Source organism: Lysinibacillus sp. FSL P2-0066 (assembly GCF_037969495.1).
GTDB lineage: Bacteria > Bacillota > Bacilli > Bacillales_A > Planococcaceae > Lysinibacillus > Lysinibacillus boronitolerans.
Genome location: NZ_CP150202.1, coordinates 1772727 through 1793872 on the forward strand (window position 1 = coordinate 1772727; position 21146 = coordinate 1793872).

Genomic DNA, 21146 nt, shown 5'->3' on the forward strand with positions numbered 1-21146 from the left:
TTGAGAACCTCATTTATTGAGGTTCTTTTTTTGTATAATCAGAACAGGAGGTGAATACATGATTCTATTAGCACGACAACCATCGGATTTGCAAAAAATACTAGAGGTGGTGCTCCGTAGATTGCCACAGACGCATAATAACTACGCCTATTATGGTGAACGTTTGAGCCGTGTCCAAGCAGGTCTTGCGGGGGAACAGCGTGTTGATGCAGAATGGCTCGAAATCGATTTACCAACCCCACATTATTTTCTACATGATTTTCAAACCACAAATAGCTACGGATCTACCTATCAAATGGATACCATCTTTCTCTGCCCACATTTTTTACTTATTCTTGAAATCAAAAATATAACAGGAAATCTCTCATATGATGTCCCTTTTGCGCAGTTTACACGGACAACATTGGATGGCACGGTGGAAGGAATGACTGATCCATTTGTTCAGCTGGATCGGCATGTCATATGGATGAAAAAGCTTCTACTGCGAGAACATATCGAATTACCTATTGTACATGCAGTAGTGCTGGCAACGAAAAATGGCATTTTAACAAAGGGTTTTGAGGGGCAACCTATATTTCATGTAAAAGGGTTACGATTTCATCTACAAAAATGGATAGAGCATTATCAACCTAGAGAAAGAGTTGATCTTTTACAATTAGCCAACCTTCTATTATCCCTGCACACAAAGTTGAAAAAAGAGGTAGAGGTGCCGCTCAAGGAAATAGCGAAAGGTGTGCTATGTCCACAGTGCGGCTCAGGGCAGCGTTTAATGTATCACTATAAGAAATGGATTTGCCCTCGCTGTGGATTGGTGGACGATGATGCATTGGTTCGAACATTAGAGGACTACAGGTTACTAGTCGGGCAGCAGGTAACCAATCGAAGCTTCCGCGAATTCTTTGGCATTGACTCTCCCGATTTAGCGTATAAGTTGTTGCAACAACTCCCATTAAAAGCGGAGGGTGTCAAAAAGCATCGGAAATATTGGATTAAGGAATAAAGAGCTAAGAGCTACAATTCAAGCGGTCTGAATTGTAGCTTTTAGTGTTGTAGAGGGAAAGGGCGCTTGAAGTAGGTGGATAGAATGCTGAAAGTGACGGATAGAGCAAGGAAAGTAGCGGATAGAACGCGCAAAGTGGTGGATAGAGCAGAGAAAGTGGAGGATACGCTTCGAATTGGTGGATAGAAAGCTGAAAGTGACGGATAAAACAAGAAAAGTAGCGGATAGAACGCGCAAAGTGGAGGATAGAGCAGAGAAAGCGGAGGATACGCTTCGTGTAGGTGGATAGAATGCTGAAAGTGACGGATAGAGCAAGGGAAGTAGTGGATAGAACGCGCAAAGTGGTGGATAGAGCAGAGAAAGCGGAGGATACGCTTCGAATTGGTGGATAGAAAGCTGAAAGTGACGGATAAAACAAGGAAAGTAGCGGATAGAACGCGCAAAGTGGTGGATAGAGCAGAGAAAGTGGAGGATATGCTTCGAATTGGTGGATAGAATGCTGAAAGTGACGGATAGAGCAAGGAAAGTAGCGGATAGAACGCGCAAAGTGGTGGATAGAGCAGAGAAAGCGGAGGATACGCTTCGAATTGGCGGATAGAATGCTGAAAGTAGCGGATAGAATGCGTAAAGTGACGGATACCACTCTTAAAAGCAATCATCCTGCTTTAGCGGTGTTTCGCTTATTTCCTACTAGACAAATAGAGTTTTTAGGTATATAGTTAGCTAGGCTAACTAATTTAAAAGGAAGTGATAGTGTGACAATTGAACAGGATTTTTTTAATCAGTACCGCTTAATGTATCGGCCGTTTATTAATCAGCTGAATGTGCAGCTTGAACCCTATCAGTTATATAGCTCGCAGTGGGCAGTGCTTCGTTTCTTGAATGATAAGGGTCCACATTCATTTGTAGATATCGCGAATTTCATGTCTATAGAGAAGCCAAGTGTCACGAAGCTTGTACATAAACTTGTGGAGCTAGGCTATGTGGAAACGATGGCGGGCAAGGATAAGCGGGAAAAGCTCGTACACTTAACAATGCATGGGGAAGAGCTTGTGCAGGAAATAAAGTCGCATCTAAATCCGTTTTTTGAGCAGGCTTTGGCTGGCGTGCCAAAGCAGGATATTGACATTGCGACACAGGTTTTAGCAAGAATTTGTATGAATATCAATCAATAGGAGAGAGTACCGTGGAAGCAACCAGAAAGAAACTATGGACAAAAGATTTTTTAATTGTCTCACTTATTAATTTTACCATTACGTTAATCTTTTATTTATTAATGGTTACGATAGCAGCATATGCGGTGGAGCATTTTAATGCCTCTACAAGTACAGCGGGGCTTGTATCGAGTATTTTTATTATCGGAACACTATTAGGTCGTCTTGGGACAGGGCGTATTATTGGAGACTGGGGTAGCAAAAAAACATTATTTTGTGGACTATTATTATTTATGTTATCAACAATGTCTTATTTTATAGCAGGCAATTTACTGCTGCTGATGATCAATCGTTTAGTACAGGGGATTGCACTAGGGATTGCAAGTACAGCAACAGGTACCATTATTGCACAAATTTTATCAGCTGAGCGTCGTGGAGAAGGGATTGGTTATTATAGCTTAAGCGCTATTCTAGCCACAGCCATTGGCCCATTTATTGGAATATTATTAACACAGCTATTTGCAGATTATCGTATGATTTTTGCAGTAGATTCTGTGTTAGCGATTATTTGTTTCTTTATGTATTACATTGTGACCGTGCCAGATGCACCGAAAAAAGCAAAGGATACAGCTGTAAAGGCTGGGTTTAAAGTGACGAACTTTATTGAAATGCGTGCAGTACCGATTGCCTTTGTGGCACTTGTGATTGGCTTTGCTTATTCAGGTGTGATGTCGTTTATGACGTTTTATGCAAAGGAGTTAGATTTAGTATCAGCAGGTAGCTACTTCTTTATTATCTATGCTATTGTCATTTTGGCTACACGTCCATTTACAGGGAAATTGCTTGATACAAGAGGGGCAAATATCATTATCTATCCATGCTTAGTGTTGTTTGCAATAGGCATGTATGCCTTTAGCTCAGCAACAACTACGATTGCCTTTTTAATCGCTGCCGCTTGTATCGGGATTGGCTATGGGAACTTCAACTCGGTGGCACAGGCAATTGCCATCAAAGTAACACCAAATGAGCGTTTAGGACTTGCGACATCTACGTATTTTATTTTTTATGATTTAGGATTAGGTGTCGGGCCTTATTTCTTAGGCTTATTTGTACCATCTATGGGCTACAGCTCGATTTTCTTCTCGATGGTCTTTGTTATTTTAGTGTCGATTGTGCTTTATTACCTTTTACATGGAAAACATGAAAATTTGAAACAAGCAAAAATTTCATAGATTAGAATCATTATATTGTAGAAAAAACGTCTTTTTTCTAGTTTTTCGTAAAGAATAACTGAAAAAATGACGTTTTTTTCTATTTACAAAAATAGTTGTTGCAATAGATGATGATAATCATTATCATCACAATATAAAACAAATTCGGAAGTAGGTACGAAGTATGAAAAACAAATCATTTTTGTCGGTATTAGTAGCAGGAGGCATTTTAATGGCTGGCTGTGGCAATACAGAAGAAGTAAAAAAAGAAGATAAGCCAGCAACAGAACAGGCAGAGCAAGCTACAAAAGAGGTGGATTTATCTTCTGAATTATCAGCCTATCAACAATTTGCGTTAGAGCAAATGGATCAATTTTTACTAGATACAGAGAAATTTGTGAACCTATTCAAAGCGGGTGATATTGAAGGGGCAAAGGCAGCGTATGCGCCAGCACGTATGTATTTTGAACGTTCTGAGCCAATCGCGGAAAGCTTTGGTGATCTTGACCCTCGCATTGATGGGCGTTTAGCAGATATCCAAGAAGAAGGTAAAGGTGAGGAAGAATGGTCAGGCTACCATAAGCTTGAGTATGCACTTTGGGAAGAAAATACAACAAAAGGTTATGAGGCTGTAGCAGATCAGCTTCTTGCAGATACGAAGGAATTGCATGCACTTGTACAAACAGTGGAAGTGACACCTGACTTAATGATTACAGGTGCAGTAGATTTATTAAATGAAGTATCAACATCTAAAATTACAGGTGAGGAAGAAATTTACTCTCACACAGACCTGTATGATTTTAAAGCAAATATTGAAGGCGCAGAAAAAATCTTTGAGATTTTACGCTCAAAATTAGAAGCGAAAGATTCCTCATTAGTGGCAACACTTGATGAAAAATTCAAAGCAGTGGACGATTTATTAGCACAGCATGCAACGGCTAATGGTGGCTATGTATCCTATGAGGAATTAACGGAGGAAAATACGAAAGCACTTGCAGCAGCAGTGAATCAGCTTGGAGAACCATTAAGTCAAATGGGAATCATTTTGGAGTGAACATAAACAATGACAACGTCAAACGAGGAAAAATTTATTCATAAAAAAATTTCTAGACGTGATATGTTAAAGCTAACAGGTATCGGGGTGGCAGGTGTTGCCATCGGGGCCTCTGGCTTGGGTGGTGTCATGAAAGCAATGGGCTATGATGTCTTTGAGCCAGTAGCAGATAGCACGACGGCTAGCAATAAGGTCAATTTCTATGGCAAGCATCAGTCAGGTATTGTGACACCTGTACAGACGAATATTTATTTTGCTTCTTTAGATGTATTAGTGACATCAAAGAAGGAACTACAAGCGTTGTTCCAGCAATGGACACCCCTTATTGTGCGTTTAATGAATGGTGAAGCCATGGTCGATGTATCGACAAATTCAAGAGTGCCAACTGGAGATACAGGAGAGGCAGAGGGCTTAGATGCATCAAATCTATCCATTACCATTGGTGTTGGGCCATCATTATTCGATAAACTGGGCATGCAGCATTTAAAACCAGCGGAGCTAAAGGATTTACCACATTTCCCTAAAGACCAGCTACAGAAAGAATATACAGGTGGTGATTTGTGTATTCAGGCCTGTGCAGATGATCCGCAGGTGGCCTTCCATGCTGTTCGTAATCTAGTACGAGCTGCTTCAGGTAAAGTAGAAATTAAATGGTCGCAGGCGGGCTTTAACTCGTTTCCAGCTGGTGGAGGAACACCACGGAACCTCTTCGCCTTCAAGGATGGTACGGTCAATCCAGCGATTACCGATGAAAAAGACTTAAATGAAGTCGTGTGGGTGGATAAAGGCTGGCTAAAGGGCGGCTCTTATTTAATCGCGCGTAAAGTTCAAATGCATCTTGAAACGTGGGATCGTACATCATTGAAAGATCAAGAGGCAACATTTGGCCGTTACCGTGACAGTGGCGCACCATTTGGCAAAACAAAGGAATTCGATGATTTTGATGTTGAGGCAAAGGATGAGAAGGGCAATTATATTATGCCTGATACATCACATGTCCATTTAGCACGGAAATCCGGTGCGCGTATTTTGCGACGCTCCTATTCCTATGCTTCTGGCGTGATGTCGAATACAGGGACCCATGATGCGGGGCTAATCTTTATCTCTTTTCAAAAAGACCCAGCCCAATTTACAACAATCCAAAATAGCTTAGGGCGTATGGATAAAATGAATGAGTACATTACCCATCGAGGCAGTGCCGTGTTTGCTTGCTTCCCTGGTGTACAAAAGGGGAGTTATTTAGGTGAAGCACTTTTTAACGCGCTGTAGTATTGTAATCGCCCTTATGCTGACTTTAGCTTTACCTGTGCACGCTGCGCAATCCTATAGTCATCTATATATTGCGATTAGTGATGCACTGATGAATACAAAGCAGGATAAAGAGACGGAGGCCAAGCAGGCACTTGAACAATTTGCTGTGGATTGGGCTAAAGTATCTTCTGCTCAAACTGAGGCAAAAACCAAGATCGATGAAATTCTTCAGCAGGCCACAGAGGCAACTTCCAAGGAAGAACGCTTAAAGGCGTTGTCGGCTCTATCGAATGCGTTACGTGATCTAGAAAAGCTTGAAAATCCTGTAGATGAAGCGGCACAACGAGCGGACTTTGGCCAAAAATTTAAGCCAATTATGGCAGACTTTGAAAAGGCTTTAGCAAGTGGTGATAGTGAAGCTATTGATGAAGCTTATAAAGACTTTAATAGTAAATGGAAAAAAGTAGAGCGACCTGTGCGTGAGCAAAGTATTGCAATGTATGGGCAAATCGAAACACAAATGGCGTTTTTACGTATTGCGATTTCAGCTGAGGAACCAGATATCGCTTTAATGAAAACGCAATTTGCTGAGTTGCAAAAAACAATTGAGGATTTTGTAGCTGGTAAGGAAACAGCGGAAGTAGTAGAAGGTAACTATTCCTTAGCAACATTGCTCGCCTATATTGACGAGGCACAAGATCTAATTGATGCTGGTGATTATCAGGCAGCTTCTAATAAAGTACGCGAATTTATTACGATATGGCCAAGGGTAGAAATTGAAATCTCCACACGTAATGGCAGTCTTTATACGAAAATTGAAAGTGATATGCCGATTATTGCGAGTGATTTATTAAAATCAAACGTCGATCAGCAAGCCATTACCAAACAATTAAATACATTCCGTACGGAAATTGAGCTGATTCAAGGGGATTCCGATTACACAATTTGGGATGCTGCGTTAATTTTATTACGTGAAGGGCTAGAGGCATTACTCATTATTTTAGCCTTAGTATCATTCCTTGAAAAATCAGGACAGAAGAAGATGCGGAAATGGATTTATATTGGCGCATTTGCGGGTGTGCTAATATCAGCCATTGCAGCCATCCTTATGTCGACCATTTTGAATTCAGCTACGATTGATACGAATCGAGAATTAATGGAAGGCTATGTGGGCTTACTAGCAGCAGCTATGATGATTGGTGTTGGCATTTGGCTGCATAGTAAATCGAACGTAGTCAGCTGGAATCGCTACATCTCCAAGCAAATGGGCCATGCGATTTCTAGTGGCTCTCTTGTAGCGATGGCCGCTATTAGCTTCTTATCGGTCTTCCGTGAAGGGGCAGAAACACTTGTCTTTTACGCGGGCATTGCACCAAAAATGGAGACTGCGCAATTTATCCTTGGGATTGTTGTGGCATTGGTCATACTAGCAGTGCTGGCTATTGTGTTATTTAAAGCAAGTGGCAAAATCCCTATTCACAAATTCTTTGCCGTAGCGACGATTTTAATTTACGTATTAGCCTTTAAAATTATTGGTGTCAGTCTGCATACATTGCAGCTAAATAATCACCTACCAACAACGATTGTCGATGGCTTGCCAGTCATAAGCTTGATTGGCTTCTATCCAACTGTAGAAACAATGATAGGTCAAGCTATTTTACTAGTGTTAGTGGTAGCGACTATCATCTATAAAAAGAAACAAGCTTAGCAAAAAGGTAGATGACCGAAAATGTCATCTACCTTTTTTATTGCCAATGGGCAGGTCGCTTTATATAGGTTGGTAATTTCGTATAGCGATCACCCTGTGCAGCATTGATTTGCATTTGGGTTAAAAACATACTTGTTGAAAGGTCTGCGCCGCACAAATTGGCATCCCGCAAATCCGCCCCAATAAAGTCTACCTCTCGTAAATTAGCATCTTGTAAATTGGCCGCAATTAAATAGCCACCACGAAGGTCCGTTCCACGTAAATCCTTGCCCTTTAAATTTTTGCCCATCCAATCAGCTCCACGCTGATTCAATTGTCTAGAGTTTTTCCCTTTTATGCGATGTTGACGAACTTGTTCACTTGTTTGTAGCAATAATGCATTGACAGGTACACGAATAGCCACGATATCTAGTGCTAATAAGGCATTTGCATCTAATTCGGTTGTTTGTTGGAGCAATTCCAATTCAGCTTGAAGCTGCCCAGAAAGGTCGTGATCCACTTGATACGACAATGCCTCCGCTACATACGCAATCATTTCGTAAAGCTGTTCCATAATGGGGAAAACGCGAAACATCTTGTCAGCATGCTCACGGGATTGTCGCCAATCTTGCCCCTGAAACGTAACTTGGGAAACCTGCTGTCCTGCACCTAAGCAATCAAAAACAGTACAGCCTTTGAAGCCTGTTTCTCTTAGCTGGCTATGAATGTGACAGCTATAGTTTTCTCGCAAATTAGGGCAGGGAGAGCCTGCGGGTTTGTTGATGGCAAAGTCACTTGATGCCACAATATTTAAAGCCGTACAGCATAAGCCAAAACAGTTTTGACAATCGGCCTGTAAGCTTTCACGGATGTTGATGCTAACTGATGAATCTCTATTTGTCACATTTGACATCATTATTTTCCTCTCTTACCTTCTAAACTTAGTTTTATATTATCACTAAAAAGGTTGTAGTTGAAATAGAGAGAAAATGGTTTTTTGAAAGATCATAGGGGATATGGTATTCTTCTTCAAAAGAGTTGTAAAGAAAAGTGGTGGTGGAACATGGGGTAACGGTCAATGAATTATTACAATTGCCATCTTTTCGAGGGGCAGAGGTGTTAACAGGGCGAGATAATCTGCACCGTACCGTATCATCTTTATCTGTATTAGAGGTATCGAATGTTGATTTTTATTCGAAAATTATTAACCGTGTACAGGAGGAATGGTATGCAGAGGAGCTTGTCATTAGCTCCTTTTACTCCATTCGAGATAGTGTGGAGCAACAATGTGAAACAATTCAGCATTTACATGATTTAGGAGAGCTGGGGCTAATTTTATATTATGTCGGCATTGTATTGCCTGATATTCCAGAGGAAGTGCTTGCGTTAGCGGAGGCACAAGGCTTTATTATCATTTGTATGCCAAAAAATGATTATTCACTGCGCTATAACGAGGTTATTTATGAGGTTATGGAAGCGATTATTAGTCATCAAGGTGTTAATGATCATTTTGTCAAAGAGACATTAGAAAAGGTATCATTACTACCTGAGCATTTAAGAAGTGTTGAAATTACACTGAAAATGCTTTCAGATCGTTTGAAGGCTAATATTGTGCTCACCAATAGTCATTTTGACATTGTGAACCAAGTGATGTGGCCTCGAAATTCATCATTAGATGTAGCGAATGTCATTGAAGAATGCTCCCAATCCAATTTTCAGAGGGAAGCAGGCAAGCTCGAGCTACTAAGAAGTGATGTCTCCTGTGTCGTAGACTATAAAAGAGTACATCAAAAAAATGGCGAGCCGCTATTTTTATTTCTGATTAAAGAAAATACAAAATTACCTGCTAAGACAATTGAAAAAGTAAGTGAGGTTGTGCAAGTAGCTATAAATTTATGGGGAGACAAGCATGATGAGGTTAGTGAATATGCCTTAGTTAAAGCTATTATCAATGATGAGGGGGAGAAAATGAGAAGATTAGCCAATCTTCTTCATATTGATGTTTCCGCCATTCAAATGATGTGGCTTGTCTACATGCATGATTTAGCAGACGAAAAAAGAATTCGCGATGAATTAGAAGAGCAACTGTCCAAATATTATCAAACAAGAGTCATCCAATGCATTGACCATTGTATAATTGTACTGGTAGGCAATTGCTTTTATAAGCATCATGAATTTGAAATTGCCATTGAATATAGTGAAACTACTCAATACGATGCCCAAATCGCTGAAATTGTTTATGCACCTAAAATGAGAAATACAAAGTCTGTTCGTCAAATGTATCAATTGGTCAATCAGGTGGGGGACAAAGCCCATACGATTTATCCGATGCGAAAATTGTTTACTGCTGCGGAAGTGCGCTCCATGAAAAGGGCAATTGATGTCAGTAAGCAGGGCGAGGAAATGATTGAAGAATATTTGTCTGTAATTGAACCCATTTTACGTGACCATGATGCCTTGCAAACATTGATAACCTTTTTATTAGATGCAAATGCTAGTGTGGAGCGCTGTGCAGAGCTCCTCTATATCCATAAAAACACGGTGAAATACCGCATCAAAAAAATTAGTGAGCTGATTGGCACAGATATTACCGTATATTCGGAATTTTATGATGCCTACATGGCTTGCATGCTATATCGATTGATTAATGATTAGAATAATCTGAAATTTTGTCATTTTGAACAAAATTTCAGATTATTTTTTTCATTTGCGCAAAAGACTCGACTCCTACCTTTCTTCTATAATTAAAAACATTAATCCATCACCAATAAGGAGGGAGTCACATGCAAGATGAAAATAAAGGTCAATCTTGGTATAGCTTAGGCATTATTTGGGCTGGTGCCATGATTTGTATTCCCAGTTTATTAGTAGGTAACGCACTGATTACCAACATGAGTTTATCAAAGGCACTGGCTGTTGCTTTTGTAGGCTATGCGATTGTCGTGATCATCATGATCTTGCAAGGCATGCAAAGCAGTGACCTAGGAAAGCCCACTGTCCATATAGCAGGACAGGTGTTTGGTAAAAAGGGCTCTCGTACAATATTATCCATTATCTTAGCTATTGCTTGCTTAGGATGGTTTGGCATTCAGGCCAATGTATGTGGTGTAGCCCTAGCAAATTTATTAGCAATCTATCATTTGAATATACCCATTCCAATCGCTTCATTCATTAGTGGTATGGTCATGGTTGTATCCGCACTTTATGGGATGAAGGTGTTGCGTATTTTAAGCTATATCGCCGTACCCTTGCTCGTTATCATTTGCCTGTACGGTTTAGGTCAAACATTAACTGGCGAGCAGCTGCAGCTCATTCGGGATTATCACCCTCAAGGCAATATGAGCTTTATGGATGGTTTAGCTGTAACGATTGGGTCCTTTGCATTAGGGGCTGTTATAGCGGGTGATTATTCGCAATTTTCTAAAAAGCGTTCAGACGTTTTCAAAGCCGCTACATTAGGGATTATTCCTGCAGGGGTGCTAATGATTGCTGTGGGAGCTGTCTTAACGATTGCCTATCAAACAAGTGATATTACAGCAGTCTTTCTGCATATCGCAACACCCTTTATTGGTGGAGTGGGTCTAATTTTAGCAACATGGAAAACCAATTTGGTCAATGCAATTTCAGGTGGCATTGCCTTAATAAATGTATTCGATGTGGCTAAAAACAAAGAACGATTAGCAATTGGTGTGGCGGGTACAATTGGCACAATCTTAGCCGTTGTAGGGATTTTAAATTATTTTACACCGATCATGTCAATTTTATCGGCGATGATTCCGCCTGTTGCAGGGGTGATGATTGCTTCCTACTGGGTCATTCATAAAGGCAAAACAGATAGCTGGCAGGAGGTTGAAGGGGTCAATCGATTAGGTGTATTGTCTTGGCTAGTAGGTGCTGTAATTGCCTGTATGCCAGTGGTATTTTCCTTATTCCCTGCATTGCCAGCGCTACCAAACCAACCGATGATTGGTATCATTATTTCATTCGTGATTTATTATGTTGGGTATCGTGTATCTGTACAAAAAACGGTCATATTGGAGGAGGAACATAGATGAGATATTTAGATCAGGCAGCTATTGAACATATTGCCATAGGGGCAGCATTTCTAGGAACAGGTGGGGGAGGAGATCCCTATATTGGAAAATTAATGGCACTTTCTGCCATCGAAAAAAATGGCCCTGTAAAATTGTATTCAGTGGATGAAATTGCGGATGATGATTTTTTCATTCCAGCCGCAATGATGGGGGCACCATCAGTTTTAGTAGAAAAATTTCCACGTGGCGATGAGTTTGTTAAGGTTTTCCAAAAACTTGCCCAATATTTGGGGAAAGAAAAAATTGCAGGCACCTATCCAATGGAAGCAGGTGGGGTCAATTCGATGATTCCTATTGTAGTAGCAGCACAGCTTGGCTTACCCTTGATTGATTGTGATGGCATGGGGCGTGCATTTCCGGAATTACAAATGGTGACATTCCACTTAGATGGGATTTCGGCAACGCCAATGGCCATCACCGATGAAAAAGGGAATATTGGTATTTTTGAAACGATTGATAATAAATGGACCGAGCGTATCGCCCGAACAGCAACAGTAGAAATGGGCGCTAGTTCTTTAGTGAGCCTCTACCCAACAACGGGTGCGCAAATTAAACAAAGCGGTGTTCATCATATAGTGACGCTTTCTGAAAAAATTGGTGAAATTATTGCCTCGAAAGACCAAGAGGTGAACGATAAGCTACAAAGCCTTTTAAAGCTTACGGATGGATATGAGCTTTTCCAAGGAAAAATAGTGGATGTTATTCGTGAAACGAAGGGTGGCTTTAACCTAGGTAAAATGAATCTTGAAGGTATTGAATCTTATAAAAATGATCAAATGAAGGTTCATTTCCAAAATGAAAACTTATTAGCTGAGAAAAACGAGCAGGTTATAGCGATGACACCAGACTTAATTTGTTTGGTGGATTATGAAACTTTATTGCCTGTTACAACAGAGAGCTTAAAATATGGTAAACGTGTGCGTGTGATTGGCTTACCAGCACATGAAAAATGGCGTACAGCAAAAGGGATTGAAACAGCTGGACCCAAATACTTTGGCTATGAATATGAATATACGCCAATTGAGGAATTGGTGAAAAAGGAGGTAGCAGAGCATGTATAAAATTGGAATCGATGTAGGTGGAACAAACACAGATGCCATCCTTTTAGACCATAATAGCCAGCTTATTTACAGTGTGAAATCACCAACAAGCTTAGATATTAAAACGGGAATTGAAAAGTCTCTACAACAATTACTAGAGGGTGCAAATATTGACAAAACAAAAATTACTCATGCCATGTTAGGGACAACGCAATGCACCAATGCCATTGTGGAACGTAAAAAGCTAGCAAAGGTGGGTGTCATTCGACTAGGCTATCCAGCGACGGCTTCCGTACTCCCTTATACAGCTTGGCCATCCGATATGATTGATAAATTATCAGGAAATTATGCCATCGCACATGGGGGCTATGAATACGATGGCCAGTTATTGAGTGCGCTTGATCAACAGGAAATTACAAAACTACTAGAGGATTGGCGTGGTCAAGTAGAATCCATTGCGATTGTGGGTGTCTTTTCCTCTATTAAAAATGATCAAGAATTGCAGGTTCGTGAATGGATTCAAGAAGTTTATGGAGAGGAATTTCCGATTTCCTGCTCCTCATTAATAGGTTCAGTCGGGTTAATAGAACGTGAAAATGCTACGATTCTAAATGCTGCATTATGTAAGGTGATTGAGACAACAACACAGGGCTTTGTACAGGCGTTACAAGCGGAAGGCATTTTTGATGTAGAGGTGTATCTATGCCAGAATGACGGTACATTAATGTCTATCGACTACGCCAAGCAATTCCCAATTTTAACAATTGCCTGTGGACCAACAAATAGTATCCGTGGAGCATCGTATTTATCTCAAATTCAAAACACAATGGTATTGGATGTTGGGGGTACCACTTCAGATATCGGTGTATTACAGGATGGTTTCCCGCGAGAATCCTCGGTCGCAGTTGAAGTGGGAGACATTCGGACAAACTTTAGGATGCCAGATATTATTTCAGTCGGACTTGGCGGGGGAAGTATTGTTCGTGTGAACGGCAACAAAATTACAGTTGGGCCGGATAGTGTAGGCTATAAAATCAGTGAGGAGGCCCTTGTTTTCGGTGGCTCGACCTTAACGACAACAGATATCGCTGTCCGTTTAGGCTTAGCAGATGTAGGTGATTCCACGTTAGTGGCACATATTGATGAAGCCTTTGCCAAAGCCGTTCAAGAAGAAATTTCTTCGTTACTAGAACAGGCGATTGATAAGATGAAAACTTCCTCAGAGGATGTGTCATTAGTCTTAGTAGGGGGTGGTGGTATCATTGTGCCAGAAAATATTCGGGGCGTTTCCACAATTGTAAAATCTGAATACGGCGGTGTTGCGAATGCCATCGGAGCCTCGATTGCACAAATTAGTGGTCAATATGAGCAAATTTATATTTATTCCAAAGAACCGCGTGAGGAATCCTTAAAGGATGCACAAAACAAGGCTGTGAAACAAGCCGTATTAGCAGGTGCTCTTGAGGATACCATTGAGCTAGTGGAAGTAGAAGAAACACCTCTCGCGTATCATCCAGAAAATGCAACAAGATTGAAGGTAAAAGTAGTAGGGAAAATGGTCTAAAGTTAAAGGAAGAGTCCTAGTCAAACAGGTCTCTTCCTTTTATTAATTGCTCAAATGAATGAATCACTGCATCAGGTTTAATGTCAGTCGGATTCGTGAGCCGATGAGGATTGTACCATATGCCCTTCATCCTTGCTTGCTGACAACCAGCAATATCTTTTGCTAAGTCATCCCCAACGAATAAGGCTTCATTTGGCTGAACTTGGAGCTGATGTAGAGCTAATTCAAATATGCGTTTGTCAGGCTTAGTTAAGCCTACTTCCTCCTACTTCCTCAGAAATAAGGATGACATCAAAATAGCTAGCTAAGCCTGTATGCGTGATTTTAGCCTTTTGTCGCTGAGTAGTGCCGTTTGTGATAATGCCAACCTGTACATGCTTCTTAATCGTTTGGAGAACCTTCAACGTATGTTGATCGATAGAAAAGCAATATGGAAACTGCTGATCCCAAAATTCTTGCATGTCATGGCGAGGCAATTGACAGGTTGATGGAAACGCATCAAAAAACGATGATAAAACATTGGTTTTATCAGCACACCCATAGTCTCTTTTATCGTATTCCTTAAATTTTTGCAGCATGTCCATTTTGAGCGTATCCTGAGTAGCTCCATAGTATTTTTCCAAAATAATATAAAACAGGTGATCGACAGCATGATCTCGATTAAGTAAGGTATCATCTAAATCAAATAGTATTGCTTTCAACGAGCTTCATGTCCTTTCTTGCTCATTAAGAGGTTTTCGTTTATGTTTTTCATTCATAATTTTCTTGTTTAGGATCGTTACCTTGCTAACCATGAGCAGCCTCATATCTTCCACAATATACTTAGCTAGCTCTTCGTCCGATATGTCATCTCCATCAATATCAAGGCGAAATTCCTGCCCTTGTATGCCACCACCATTGGTAAATTCAATTTCAAAATCAAAGACAACTCTTTTATCCATTCAAGTACCACCTTACGCTTAGTGTTAGAGTGCTATCCATATATTCTGTGTTTAATAGGTGAATACCTTCTTTGAGCATAAGCGTAATTGTTGAGTAAACAAAATTTCCTTTTTCTTGTATTTACCACTTGCCAACAAAAAAGTCATAGTGTAATATGTGACTAGTACACTATGACACGAGGTGTTGTGATTGAAAAGCTTTACAGGACTTTTAAAAAAAGAATGGGTACTTTATCGCTCATGGTTTCTAGTAGGGATATTTATGGGACTTATGCTATCTTGGATCGTTCCATATATCTTACATCAGTATGTCGATCTCTTTGCACATGAGCATCAACTAGCATTTGCATTTACGATGCTCGTCCTTTTTCTAGGTGGATTCTATTCTATCTTACAATTTTTAGCATCGATGCGTTTGGATATTAAAGCAAAGGAGAGCTGGCTCCATTCAACAAGCTCTATCACAAAGCTTATCGGAGCAAAATTGGTTTGCTCATTAGTAGGTTATGTCCTCTTCACTATCCTTTTCACGAGTATAGCCATTTTCAATATTAAGGATGAGCTGATCGCGAGCGCTGGACAAATTTTATTAGTTTTGGTAATAATTGTTATTATATTGGCGATTTTACAATTAATGCTATTTATCGTTCTTTTATTCTTTTTAGCTTTTTATTTGCAATTGAAGCGCATAATAGGTCGTTTTTCAATTGTGCTGACAATGATTGTGTTTTATGTAACCACAGCTGGTTGGGCGCGGGTAACGGAGAGTCAGCTGTATCGAACGATCTTCCTCCATGGAGAAGTTTCGCTTCAAAACATCGAACACTATCTACCAAAAGCGAAAGAAATGACGATGGAATGGATGCTTGGCTCGATATATGTCGTTGAGGAAATAGCCATTACGTTATTATTACTACTGCTGTTTTTAGCAGCATCGAAGTGGCTTGAAAGGGTGGTTTTACGATGACGATGGATTTTTCGCGTGACAAACCCATTTATAGCCAGCTTGTCGATCGAATTTGTGGAGACATTTTGAAGGGGAAGTTGGAGCTAGGTGATCGACTTCCCTCTGTTCGAGAATATGCAGTAGAAACAGGTGTCAATGTCAATACGGTGCAACGTGTATACAAGGAGTTAGAGGCAATGAATATAACGGAAACCAAACGAGGACAGGGTACATTTATTACGAGCAATGAGGAGCGCATTGAGTTATTGCGTGAAGAGATGAAAAATCAGCTGGCTGAAAATTTTTTAACATCGATTGAGGCATTAGGCTTTTCGAAGGAAGAGATGCTTGTGGTTTTGAAAAATAAAGCGTGAGGTGAAGGGATGTTACATCTATCAAATGTATCTTTTCAATATAAGAAAAAGCCAGTTTTACAGGATCTATCCTTCTCCTTTCCGATTGGACAAATCATTGGACTAGTTGGAGAAAATGGTAGTGGTAAATCTACGCTTATGAAAGTTTTAGCTGGTTTACTGCGACCCACTGCTGGTGAGATTACACTAGAGGGTAAGCCAGTCACACGTAGAAGTGCTGACAAAATTGCTTATTTACCAGATACAGATTTGTTTTTTGAGTACTACACGGGTGAACAGCTTTTCCAGCATTATGCTTCGCAATTTGAAGATTTTTCCTATGACAAAGCCTGTATCGTCGCACAATTTTTACAGGTAGATACGCGCACAAAGCTACGCCAATTATCAAAGGGTAATCGTGGTCGTATGAAAATGGCTGCCACCCTTGGACGAGAGGTTCCTTATTATGTCATGGACGAACCATTTGCTGGGCTAGACCCAATTGTGAGAGAGCAGTTGATTAAAGGCTTAATTCAATTTACGGACATCGAAAATCAAACGATTTTGCTATCCACACATGAATTATATGAGGTAGAGCCTATTTTAGATCAAATTATTTTATTGCAGGCAGGATCAATCATGGCCTACGAGAATGTGGAAACATTACGCGATGTGGCTAATAAGGATGCAGTTGAGTGGATGAAAGGGTTTTATCGTCCTTCAGTAAAAAATATTGACAGCTAAAGGTGAAGAAAGAATCGTCAATAAAGCAATGTTGTCGTGCCAGACTGCATAATGCTCAGGCGAAAAAGATTAGAAAGGGTGAAAAATATGACAGAACCGATTGTACAATTGCAAAATTTATCGAAAACTATTCGAGGCAAGCAATTAATTCAACAGTTAAACATTGATTTATATCCAGGCCAAATTACAGGATTCTTAGGACCGAATGGAGCGGGGAAAACAACAACAATCCGAATGATGACAGGGCTTATGCATCCAACAGAGGGCAATGTCATCATCGACGGGCTTTCACTGAAGGAGCATTACGAGGAAGCCATTAGTAAGGTTGGTGTGATTGTTGAAAATCCAGAAATGTATAAATTTATGTCAGGCTATAAAAATTTACTACATTTTGCACGTATGCATAAAAATGTAACAAAGGAACGAATTCAGGAGGTCATTCAACAGGTTGGGCTCGAAAATCGTATACATGAAAAGGTCTCTACGTATTCACTTGGTATGAGACAACGACTAGGATTAGCCCAGGCGTTATTGCACAGACCGAAATTTTTGATTTTAGATGAGCCGACGAATGGCTTAGACCCTGCTGGTATTCGTGAGTTTCGTATGTACCTGCGTAAGATTGCTTCAGAAGAGGGCGTATCCGTCTTTGTCTCAAGTCACTTGTTATCAGAAATTGAATTGATGTGTGATCGAGTGGCTGTGATTCAAAATGGGCAGCTGATTGATCTGCGCGATATTCATAATGAAAGCTCATCGTTTTATTATGTGGAGGCACAGCCAAAAGAGCAGGTGTCTGCTTATCTGGAACAGTGTGACTTTAACTTTGTAGCAGAGAATCAAGGCTATGTGGTGGAAATGAAGAAAGAGGATGTCCCAGCTATGACTACACAACTAGTCCAAGCGGGTATTCAATTATTTGCTGTACAGCCACATCAGAAAACATTAGAGGATCAATTCTTAGAAATGACTGGAGGCGGACAAATTGCTGAAGCTAATTCAAAATGAGTGGATGAAATTATGGCATAAAAAAGGAACATGGGCAATGGTGGCCATGCTGATTCTTGTCATTCTTGTTCCTGCTGGAATCACCAAATATTATGAAGTAAAATCCCCGACGGAGGGCTCCTGGCAGGACATAGAGCAGGAGGCCATTCAATCCTATAAAGAGACGCTAGCAGGTGAAGATTTAACGGAGGAAGATAAGGCATACTTTCAAGAGCAGATGGCTATTTCTGAATATCGTTTAGCGAATGATGCACCAAGTCAAAAGGATAGTAGTCTTGCAAGCTTTATGTCCTTTACAAGCGGTATGCTTACGCTTGTTACTTTATTTACAGTCATTACCGCAGCTAGTATTGTATCGAGCGAATTTTCAACAGGGACGATTAAAATGCTCTTAACGCGTCCAATGTCCCGTGCCAAAGTGTTAACATCTAAATTACTAACAACATTCCTTTTTGGTTTGTTATTGTATGTGGTCAATGTTGTGGTAAGTGCCCTTATCGGCTTAATCTTGTTCGGCATAGGAACAGGTGTGGAATTAGAAATGGTCAATGGACAGGTCGTTGAAAAGGCTGTATGGAGCGATTTAGCCTATCATTACCTATTATCTGGTGGCGATTTTGTGATGTCTACATTATTTGCCTTTTTGATTGGCTCAGTATTCCGTTCAAGTTCATTAGCAATCGGTTTAACGATGTTCCTTTCTTTTACAGGCGGCATGATAGTTATGTTTTTAAGCCGATACGACATCGTCAAATATATTTGGCTCACACATTCTGATTTAACACAGTATGAGCATGGTGGTGGCTCCATGATTGCTGATGTGACGTTGCCCTTCTCATTAACAGTACTTGCTATATACGCAGTAGTTTTCCTTGTCATTAGTTATTCAACCTTTATGAAACGTGATGTCACGGCATAAGCTAAAGAAGAACTGTGCCCTAATTTTGGATTAGGGTGCGGTTTTTTTGTTTAACATCACGAAATATTAAAAAAGTATTTATTTTTTTTTGAATTGCGCCTATAATAATAGCAACTTAGTGAAAACGCTTTTTTTTTACTGAAGTGGTCTAGACAACTATACCAAAGGGGGATAATGAATGTTTGCTTTCTTACAAAAAATCGGTAAGTCGCTCATGTTTCCAATCGCAACATTACCAGCAGCAGCATTACTATTGCGTTTAGGTTCAGCGGATATGCTTGGGGCCGTACCGAATGAAGCCATCCAGTACATTGCTAGTATTATGGCCGCTTCTGGTAATGCTATACTAGGGAATTTACCAATTATTTTTGCTATCGGTATTGCGATGGGGTTTGCACATGATAGCAGTGGTGGCGCAGCTCTAGCAGGTGCGATTGCGCATCTTGTTTTAGTCGCCGTTTTAAAGACTGTTAACGAAGAATTAAATATGGGTGTGTTTGGTGGTATTATTGCCGGTATTACGGCAGGCTTATTATATAACAAATATTATAATGTGAAATTTCCAGAATGGTTATCATTCTTCGGTGGACGGCGCTTTGTACCGATTATTACGTCCATCACCATGGCAATTTTAGGTAGTATTTTAGCGATTGTTTGGGGACCAATTCAAGGTGGCATTGATGCTTTCGGCAATTGGATGATCGGTGCAGGAGCACTTGGCGTAGGGATGTATGGCTTCTTCAACCGTCTATTAATTCCAGTGGGTCTACACCATGTAATCAATACAATTATTTGGTTTGATTTCGGTGAATTTACAAATGCTGCAGGCGAAATCGTGAAGGGAGATATCAACCGCTTCCTAGCAGGAGACACATCAGCTGGACATTTCCAAGCTGGTTTCTTCCCAATCATGATGTTTGGCTTACCAGCAGCTTGTTTAGCAATGTATTTTGCAGCGAAAAAAGAAAAGCGTCCAATCGTTGGAGGGATGTTCGTTTCCATCGCTTTAACAGCCTTTTTAACGGGTGTTACAGAGCCTATTGAATTTTCCTTTATGTTCTTATCACCAGTTCTTTATGGTATCCATGCTGTATTAACAGGTATTTCATTGGCTGTGGCCTATCTTGTTGGATTCCGTGATGGCTTTGGCTTCTCTGCAGGCTTAAGTGACTACTTACTCAACCTTGGTCTGGCAGATAAACCATGGCTCTTATTACCTTTAGGTTTAGGCTTTGGGGCGATTTACTTTGTAGTATTCTATTTCTTAATCAAAAAATTAGACTTAAAAACACCTGGACGTGAAGACGATGAGGATGAGGATGGCGAAGTAAATGCTATTGCGGATGATGTCGATTTACGTGCATATTATACAATTGAAGCATTAGGTGGAAAAGACAATATTAAGCAGGTGGATTATTGTACAACCCGCTTACGCTTGTCTGTACAGGATTCTGGGAGCGTCGATGAAAAAACATTGAAGCAAACAGGTGCAAGAGGGGTTATGCGTATCAGTAAAACCAATGTCCAAGTAATTATTGGGACATCTGTTGAGTTTTTAGCTGAAGCCATAAAAGAACGTTTGAAAAAAGGCAATCCAGCACCAGCCAATGCAGGACTTCCAGCTGCACAGCCTGTCATGGAAGAAACAGTGAAGAATGACACGATGACATTCCGTGATTTCGAAATGCCAATGACTGGCGATTTATTACCTTTAACAGAAGTGCCTGATGAGGCATTTTCAGCAGGCTTGATGGGTCCAGGTTTCGGGATTCGTCCGACAGATGGATCAGTCTATGCACCATTTGATGGTCAAGTAGTGATGGTGTTCCCAACAAAGCATGCAATCGGCTTAAAATCGGATACGGGCATTGAGGTATTAATTCATGTTGGCTTAGATACGGTCAAATTAAATGGTGAAGGCTTTGATCTGCTCGTTACAGATGGTCAAAAAATTAAGCGTGGGGATGCGTTATTAAAAGCAAACCTTGTACAGATTGAAGATCAAGTACCTTCTGTCATTACACCAGTTGTCTTCACAAGCTTAATGGGGCAAGAGATTACACTTGAAAAGACTGGCTATCAACGAGCAGGCTCAACGAATATTATTACAATGAAGAAGTAACGACTAATGGGGCTGTTAGCGAAGGTATACAGAGGCAATGAGCTATTGCACACGGATG

18 protein-coding genes and 1 pseudogene are annotated in these 21146 nt (G+C 40.4%); 16 read left to right on the forward strand and 3 right to left on the reverse strand.

The window, feature by feature from the left end; genetic code table 11:
- Window positions 1–58: 58 nt before the first annotated feature.
- From MKZ14_RS08535 to MKZ14_RS08560, 6 genes are all read left to right on the forward strand, one after another.
- Window positions 59–1000 (forward strand): NERD domain-containing protein, encoded by a 942-nt coding sequence (locus tag MKZ14_RS08535; RefSeq protein WP_333004423.1) that lies wholly within the window; start codon window positions 59–61, stop codon window positions 998–1000.
- A gap of 755 nt (window positions 1001–1755) precedes the next feature.
- Window positions 1756–2175 (forward strand): MarR family transcriptional regulator, encoded by a 420-nt coding sequence (locus MKZ14_RS08540; RefSeq protein ID WP_016992064.1) that lies wholly within the window; start codon window positions 1756–1758, stop codon window positions 2173–2175.
- An 11-nt stretch (window positions 2176–2186) separates the two neighbouring features.
- Entirely contained in the window at window positions 2187–3386 is a 1200-nt protein-coding gene (locus tag MKZ14_RS08545; RefSeq protein ID WP_333004425.1) for an MFS transporter, read from the forward strand.
- A gap of 163 nt (window positions 3387–3549) precedes the next feature.
- Window positions 3550–4419, forward strand: coding sequence for an iron uptake system protein EfeO (gene efeO, locus MKZ14_RS08550; protein WP_333004427.1), 870 nt, complete (start codon window positions 3550–3552; stop codon window positions 4417–4419).
- A gap of 9 nt (window positions 4420–4428) precedes the next feature.
- Window positions 4429–5688 (forward strand): iron uptake transporter deferrochelatase/peroxidase subunit, encoded by a 1260-nt coding sequence (gene efeB / locus MKZ14_RS08555; protein WP_036081411.1) that lies wholly within the window; start codon window positions 4429–4431, stop codon window positions 5686–5688.
- Entirely contained in the window at window positions 5663–7378 is a 1716-nt protein-coding gene (locus MKZ14_RS08560; RefSeq protein WP_333004429.1) for an FTR1 family protein, read from the forward strand. The genes efeB and MKZ14_RS08560 overlap by 26 nt, the downstream gene beginning before the upstream one ends.
- A gap of 37 nt (window positions 7379–7415) precedes the next feature.
- Here MKZ14_RS08560 and MKZ14_RS08565 read toward each other — a convergent pair whose 3' ends face one another.
- Window positions 7416–8270 carry a pentapeptide repeat-containing protein gene (locus MKZ14_RS08565; RefSeq protein WP_036081406.1) on the reverse strand — a complete coding sequence of 285 codons (855 nt, stop codon included), beginning with the start codon at window positions 8268–8270 and terminating at the stop codon, window positions 7416–7418.
- A 137-nt stretch (window positions 8271–8407) separates the two neighbouring features.
- Between MKZ14_RS08565 and MKZ14_RS08570 the strand changes: the two genes are divergently transcribed.
- From MKZ14_RS08570 to MKZ14_RS08585, 4 genes are all read left to right on the forward strand, one after another.
- Entirely contained in the window at window positions 8408–10012 is a 1605-nt protein-coding gene (locus MKZ14_RS08570; protein WP_333004431.1) for a PucR family transcriptional regulator ligand-binding domain-containing protein, read from the forward strand.
- A gap of 128 nt (window positions 10013–10140) precedes the next feature.
- Window positions 10141–11412 (forward strand): cytosine permease, encoded by a 1272-nt coding sequence (locus MKZ14_RS08575; RefSeq protein WP_339280800.1) that lies wholly within the window; start codon window positions 10141–10143, stop codon window positions 11410–11412.
- The gene (locus MKZ14_RS08580) at window positions 11409–12512 is read left to right on the forward strand and encodes a DUF917 domain-containing protein (protein ID WP_103117851.1); all 1104 of its coding nucleotides are present in this window, start codon (window positions 11409–11411) and stop codon (window positions 12510–12512) included. The genes MKZ14_RS08575 and MKZ14_RS08580 overlap by 4 nt, the downstream gene beginning before the upstream one ends.
- Window positions 12505–14055: a hydantoinase/oxoprolinase family protein gene (locus MKZ14_RS08585; RefSeq protein ID WP_339280801.1), complete on the forward strand. Its 1551-nt coding sequence runs from the start codon at window positions 12505–12507 to the stop codon at window positions 14053–14055. The genes MKZ14_RS08580 and MKZ14_RS08585 overlap by 8 nt, the downstream gene beginning before the upstream one ends.
- Before the next feature lie 16 nt (window positions 14056–14071).
- Here MKZ14_RS08585 and MKZ14_RS08590 read toward each other — a convergent pair.
- Window positions 14072–14756 (reverse strand): annotated as a pseudogene (locus MKZ14_RS08590) (HAD family hydrolase).
- Window positions 14757–14762: 6 nt separating this feature from the next.
- Window positions 14763–14996: a cyclase gene (locus tag MKZ14_RS08595; protein ID WP_339280802.1), complete on the reverse strand. Its 234-nt coding sequence runs from the start codon at window positions 14994–14996 to the stop codon at window positions 14763–14765.
- Window positions 14997–15186: 190 nt separating this feature from the next.
- Between MKZ14_RS08595 and MKZ14_RS08600 the strand changes: the two genes are divergently transcribed.
- The 6 genes from MKZ14_RS08600 to nagE all read left to right on the forward strand — a co-directional run bounded on the left by MKZ14_RS08600 (window position 15187) and on the right by nagE (window position 21088).
- Window positions 15187–15963: a hypothetical protein gene (locus MKZ14_RS08600; protein ID WP_115673969.1), complete on the forward strand. Its 777-nt coding sequence runs from the start codon at window positions 15187–15189 to the stop codon at window positions 15961–15963.
- Window positions 15960–16316 (forward strand): GntR family transcriptional regulator, encoded by a 357-nt coding sequence (locus MKZ14_RS08605; protein ID WP_048390347.1) that lies wholly within the window; start codon window positions 15960–15962, stop codon window positions 16314–16316. Before MKZ14_RS08600 ends, MKZ14_RS08605 begins: the two co-directional genes overlap by 4 nt.
- Window positions 16317–16325: 9 nt before the next feature.
- On the forward strand, window positions 16326–17039 hold the full coding sequence (locus MKZ14_RS08610; protein WP_333004444.1) for an ABC transporter ATP-binding protein: 714 nt from the start codon (window positions 16326–16328) through the stop codon (window positions 17037–17039).
- Between the two features lie 87 nt (window positions 17040–17126).
- Complete coding sequence (locus MKZ14_RS08615; protein ID WP_009370928.1) at window positions 17127–18047, forward strand: ABC transporter ATP-binding protein; 921 nt, start codon at window positions 17127–17129, stop codon at window positions 18045–18047.
- The gene (locus tag MKZ14_RS08620; protein ID WP_333004448.1) at window positions 18025–18966 is read left to right on the forward strand and encodes an ABC transporter permease; all 942 of its coding nucleotides are present in this window, start codon (window positions 18025–18027) and stop codon (window positions 18964–18966) included. The genes MKZ14_RS08615 and MKZ14_RS08620 overlap by 23 nt, the downstream gene beginning before the upstream one ends.
- Window positions 18967–19144: 178 nt before the next feature.
- Window positions 19145–21088, forward strand: a complete 1944-nt coding sequence (nagE, locus tag MKZ14_RS08625; RefSeq protein ID WP_333004450.1) for an N-acetylglucosamine-specific PTS transporter subunit IIBC — start codon at window positions 19145–19147, stop codon at window positions 21086–21088.
- Window positions 21089–21146 lie beyond the last annotated feature (58 nt).

Coding starts and splice junctions, on each gene's coding strand:
- MKZ14_RS08595 (WP_339280802.1), bottom strand. CDS start 14,996: ATGGATAAAAGAGTTGTCTTTGATTTTGAAATTGAATTTACCAATGGT.
- MKZ14_RS08610 (WP_333004444.1), top strand. CDS start 16,326: ATGTTACATCTATCAAATGTATCTTTTCAATATAAGAAAAAGCCAGTT.
- MKZ14_RS08580 (WP_103117851.1), top strand. CDS start 11,409: ATGAGATATTTAGATCAGGCAGCTATTGAACATATTGCCATAGGGGCA.
- MKZ14_RS08575 (WP_339280800.1), top strand. CDS start 10,141: ATGCAAGATGAAAATAAAGGTCAATCTTGGTATAGCTTAGGCATTATT.
- MKZ14_RS08565 (WP_036081406.1), bottom strand. CDS start 8,270: ATGTCAAATGTGACAAATAGAGATTCATCAGTTAGCATCAACATCCGT.
- MKZ14_RS08615 (WP_009370928.1), top strand. CDS start 17,127: ATGACAGAACCGATTGTACAATTGCAAAATTTATCGAAAACTATTCGA.
- MKZ14_RS08605 (WP_048390347.1), top strand. CDS start 15,960: ATGACGATGGATTTTTCGCGTGACAAACCCATTTATAGCCAGCTTGTC.
- nagE (WP_333004450.1), top strand. CDS start 19,145: ATGTTTGCTTTCTTACAAAAAATCGGTAAGTCGCTCATGTTTCCAATC.
- efeB (WP_036081411.1), top strand. CDS start 4,429: ATGACAACGTCAAACGAGGAAAAATTTATTCATAAAAAAATTTCTAGA.
- MKZ14_RS08585 (WP_339280801.1), top strand. CDS start 12,505: ATGTATAAAATTGGAATCGATGTAGGTGGAACAAACACAGATGCCATC.
- efeO (WP_333004427.1), top strand. CDS start 3,550: ATGAAAAACAAATCATTTTTGTCGGTATTAGTAGCAGGAGGCATTTTA.
- MKZ14_RS08535 (WP_333004423.1), top strand. CDS start 59: ATGATTCTATTAGCACGACAACCATCGGATTTGCAAAAAATACTAGAG.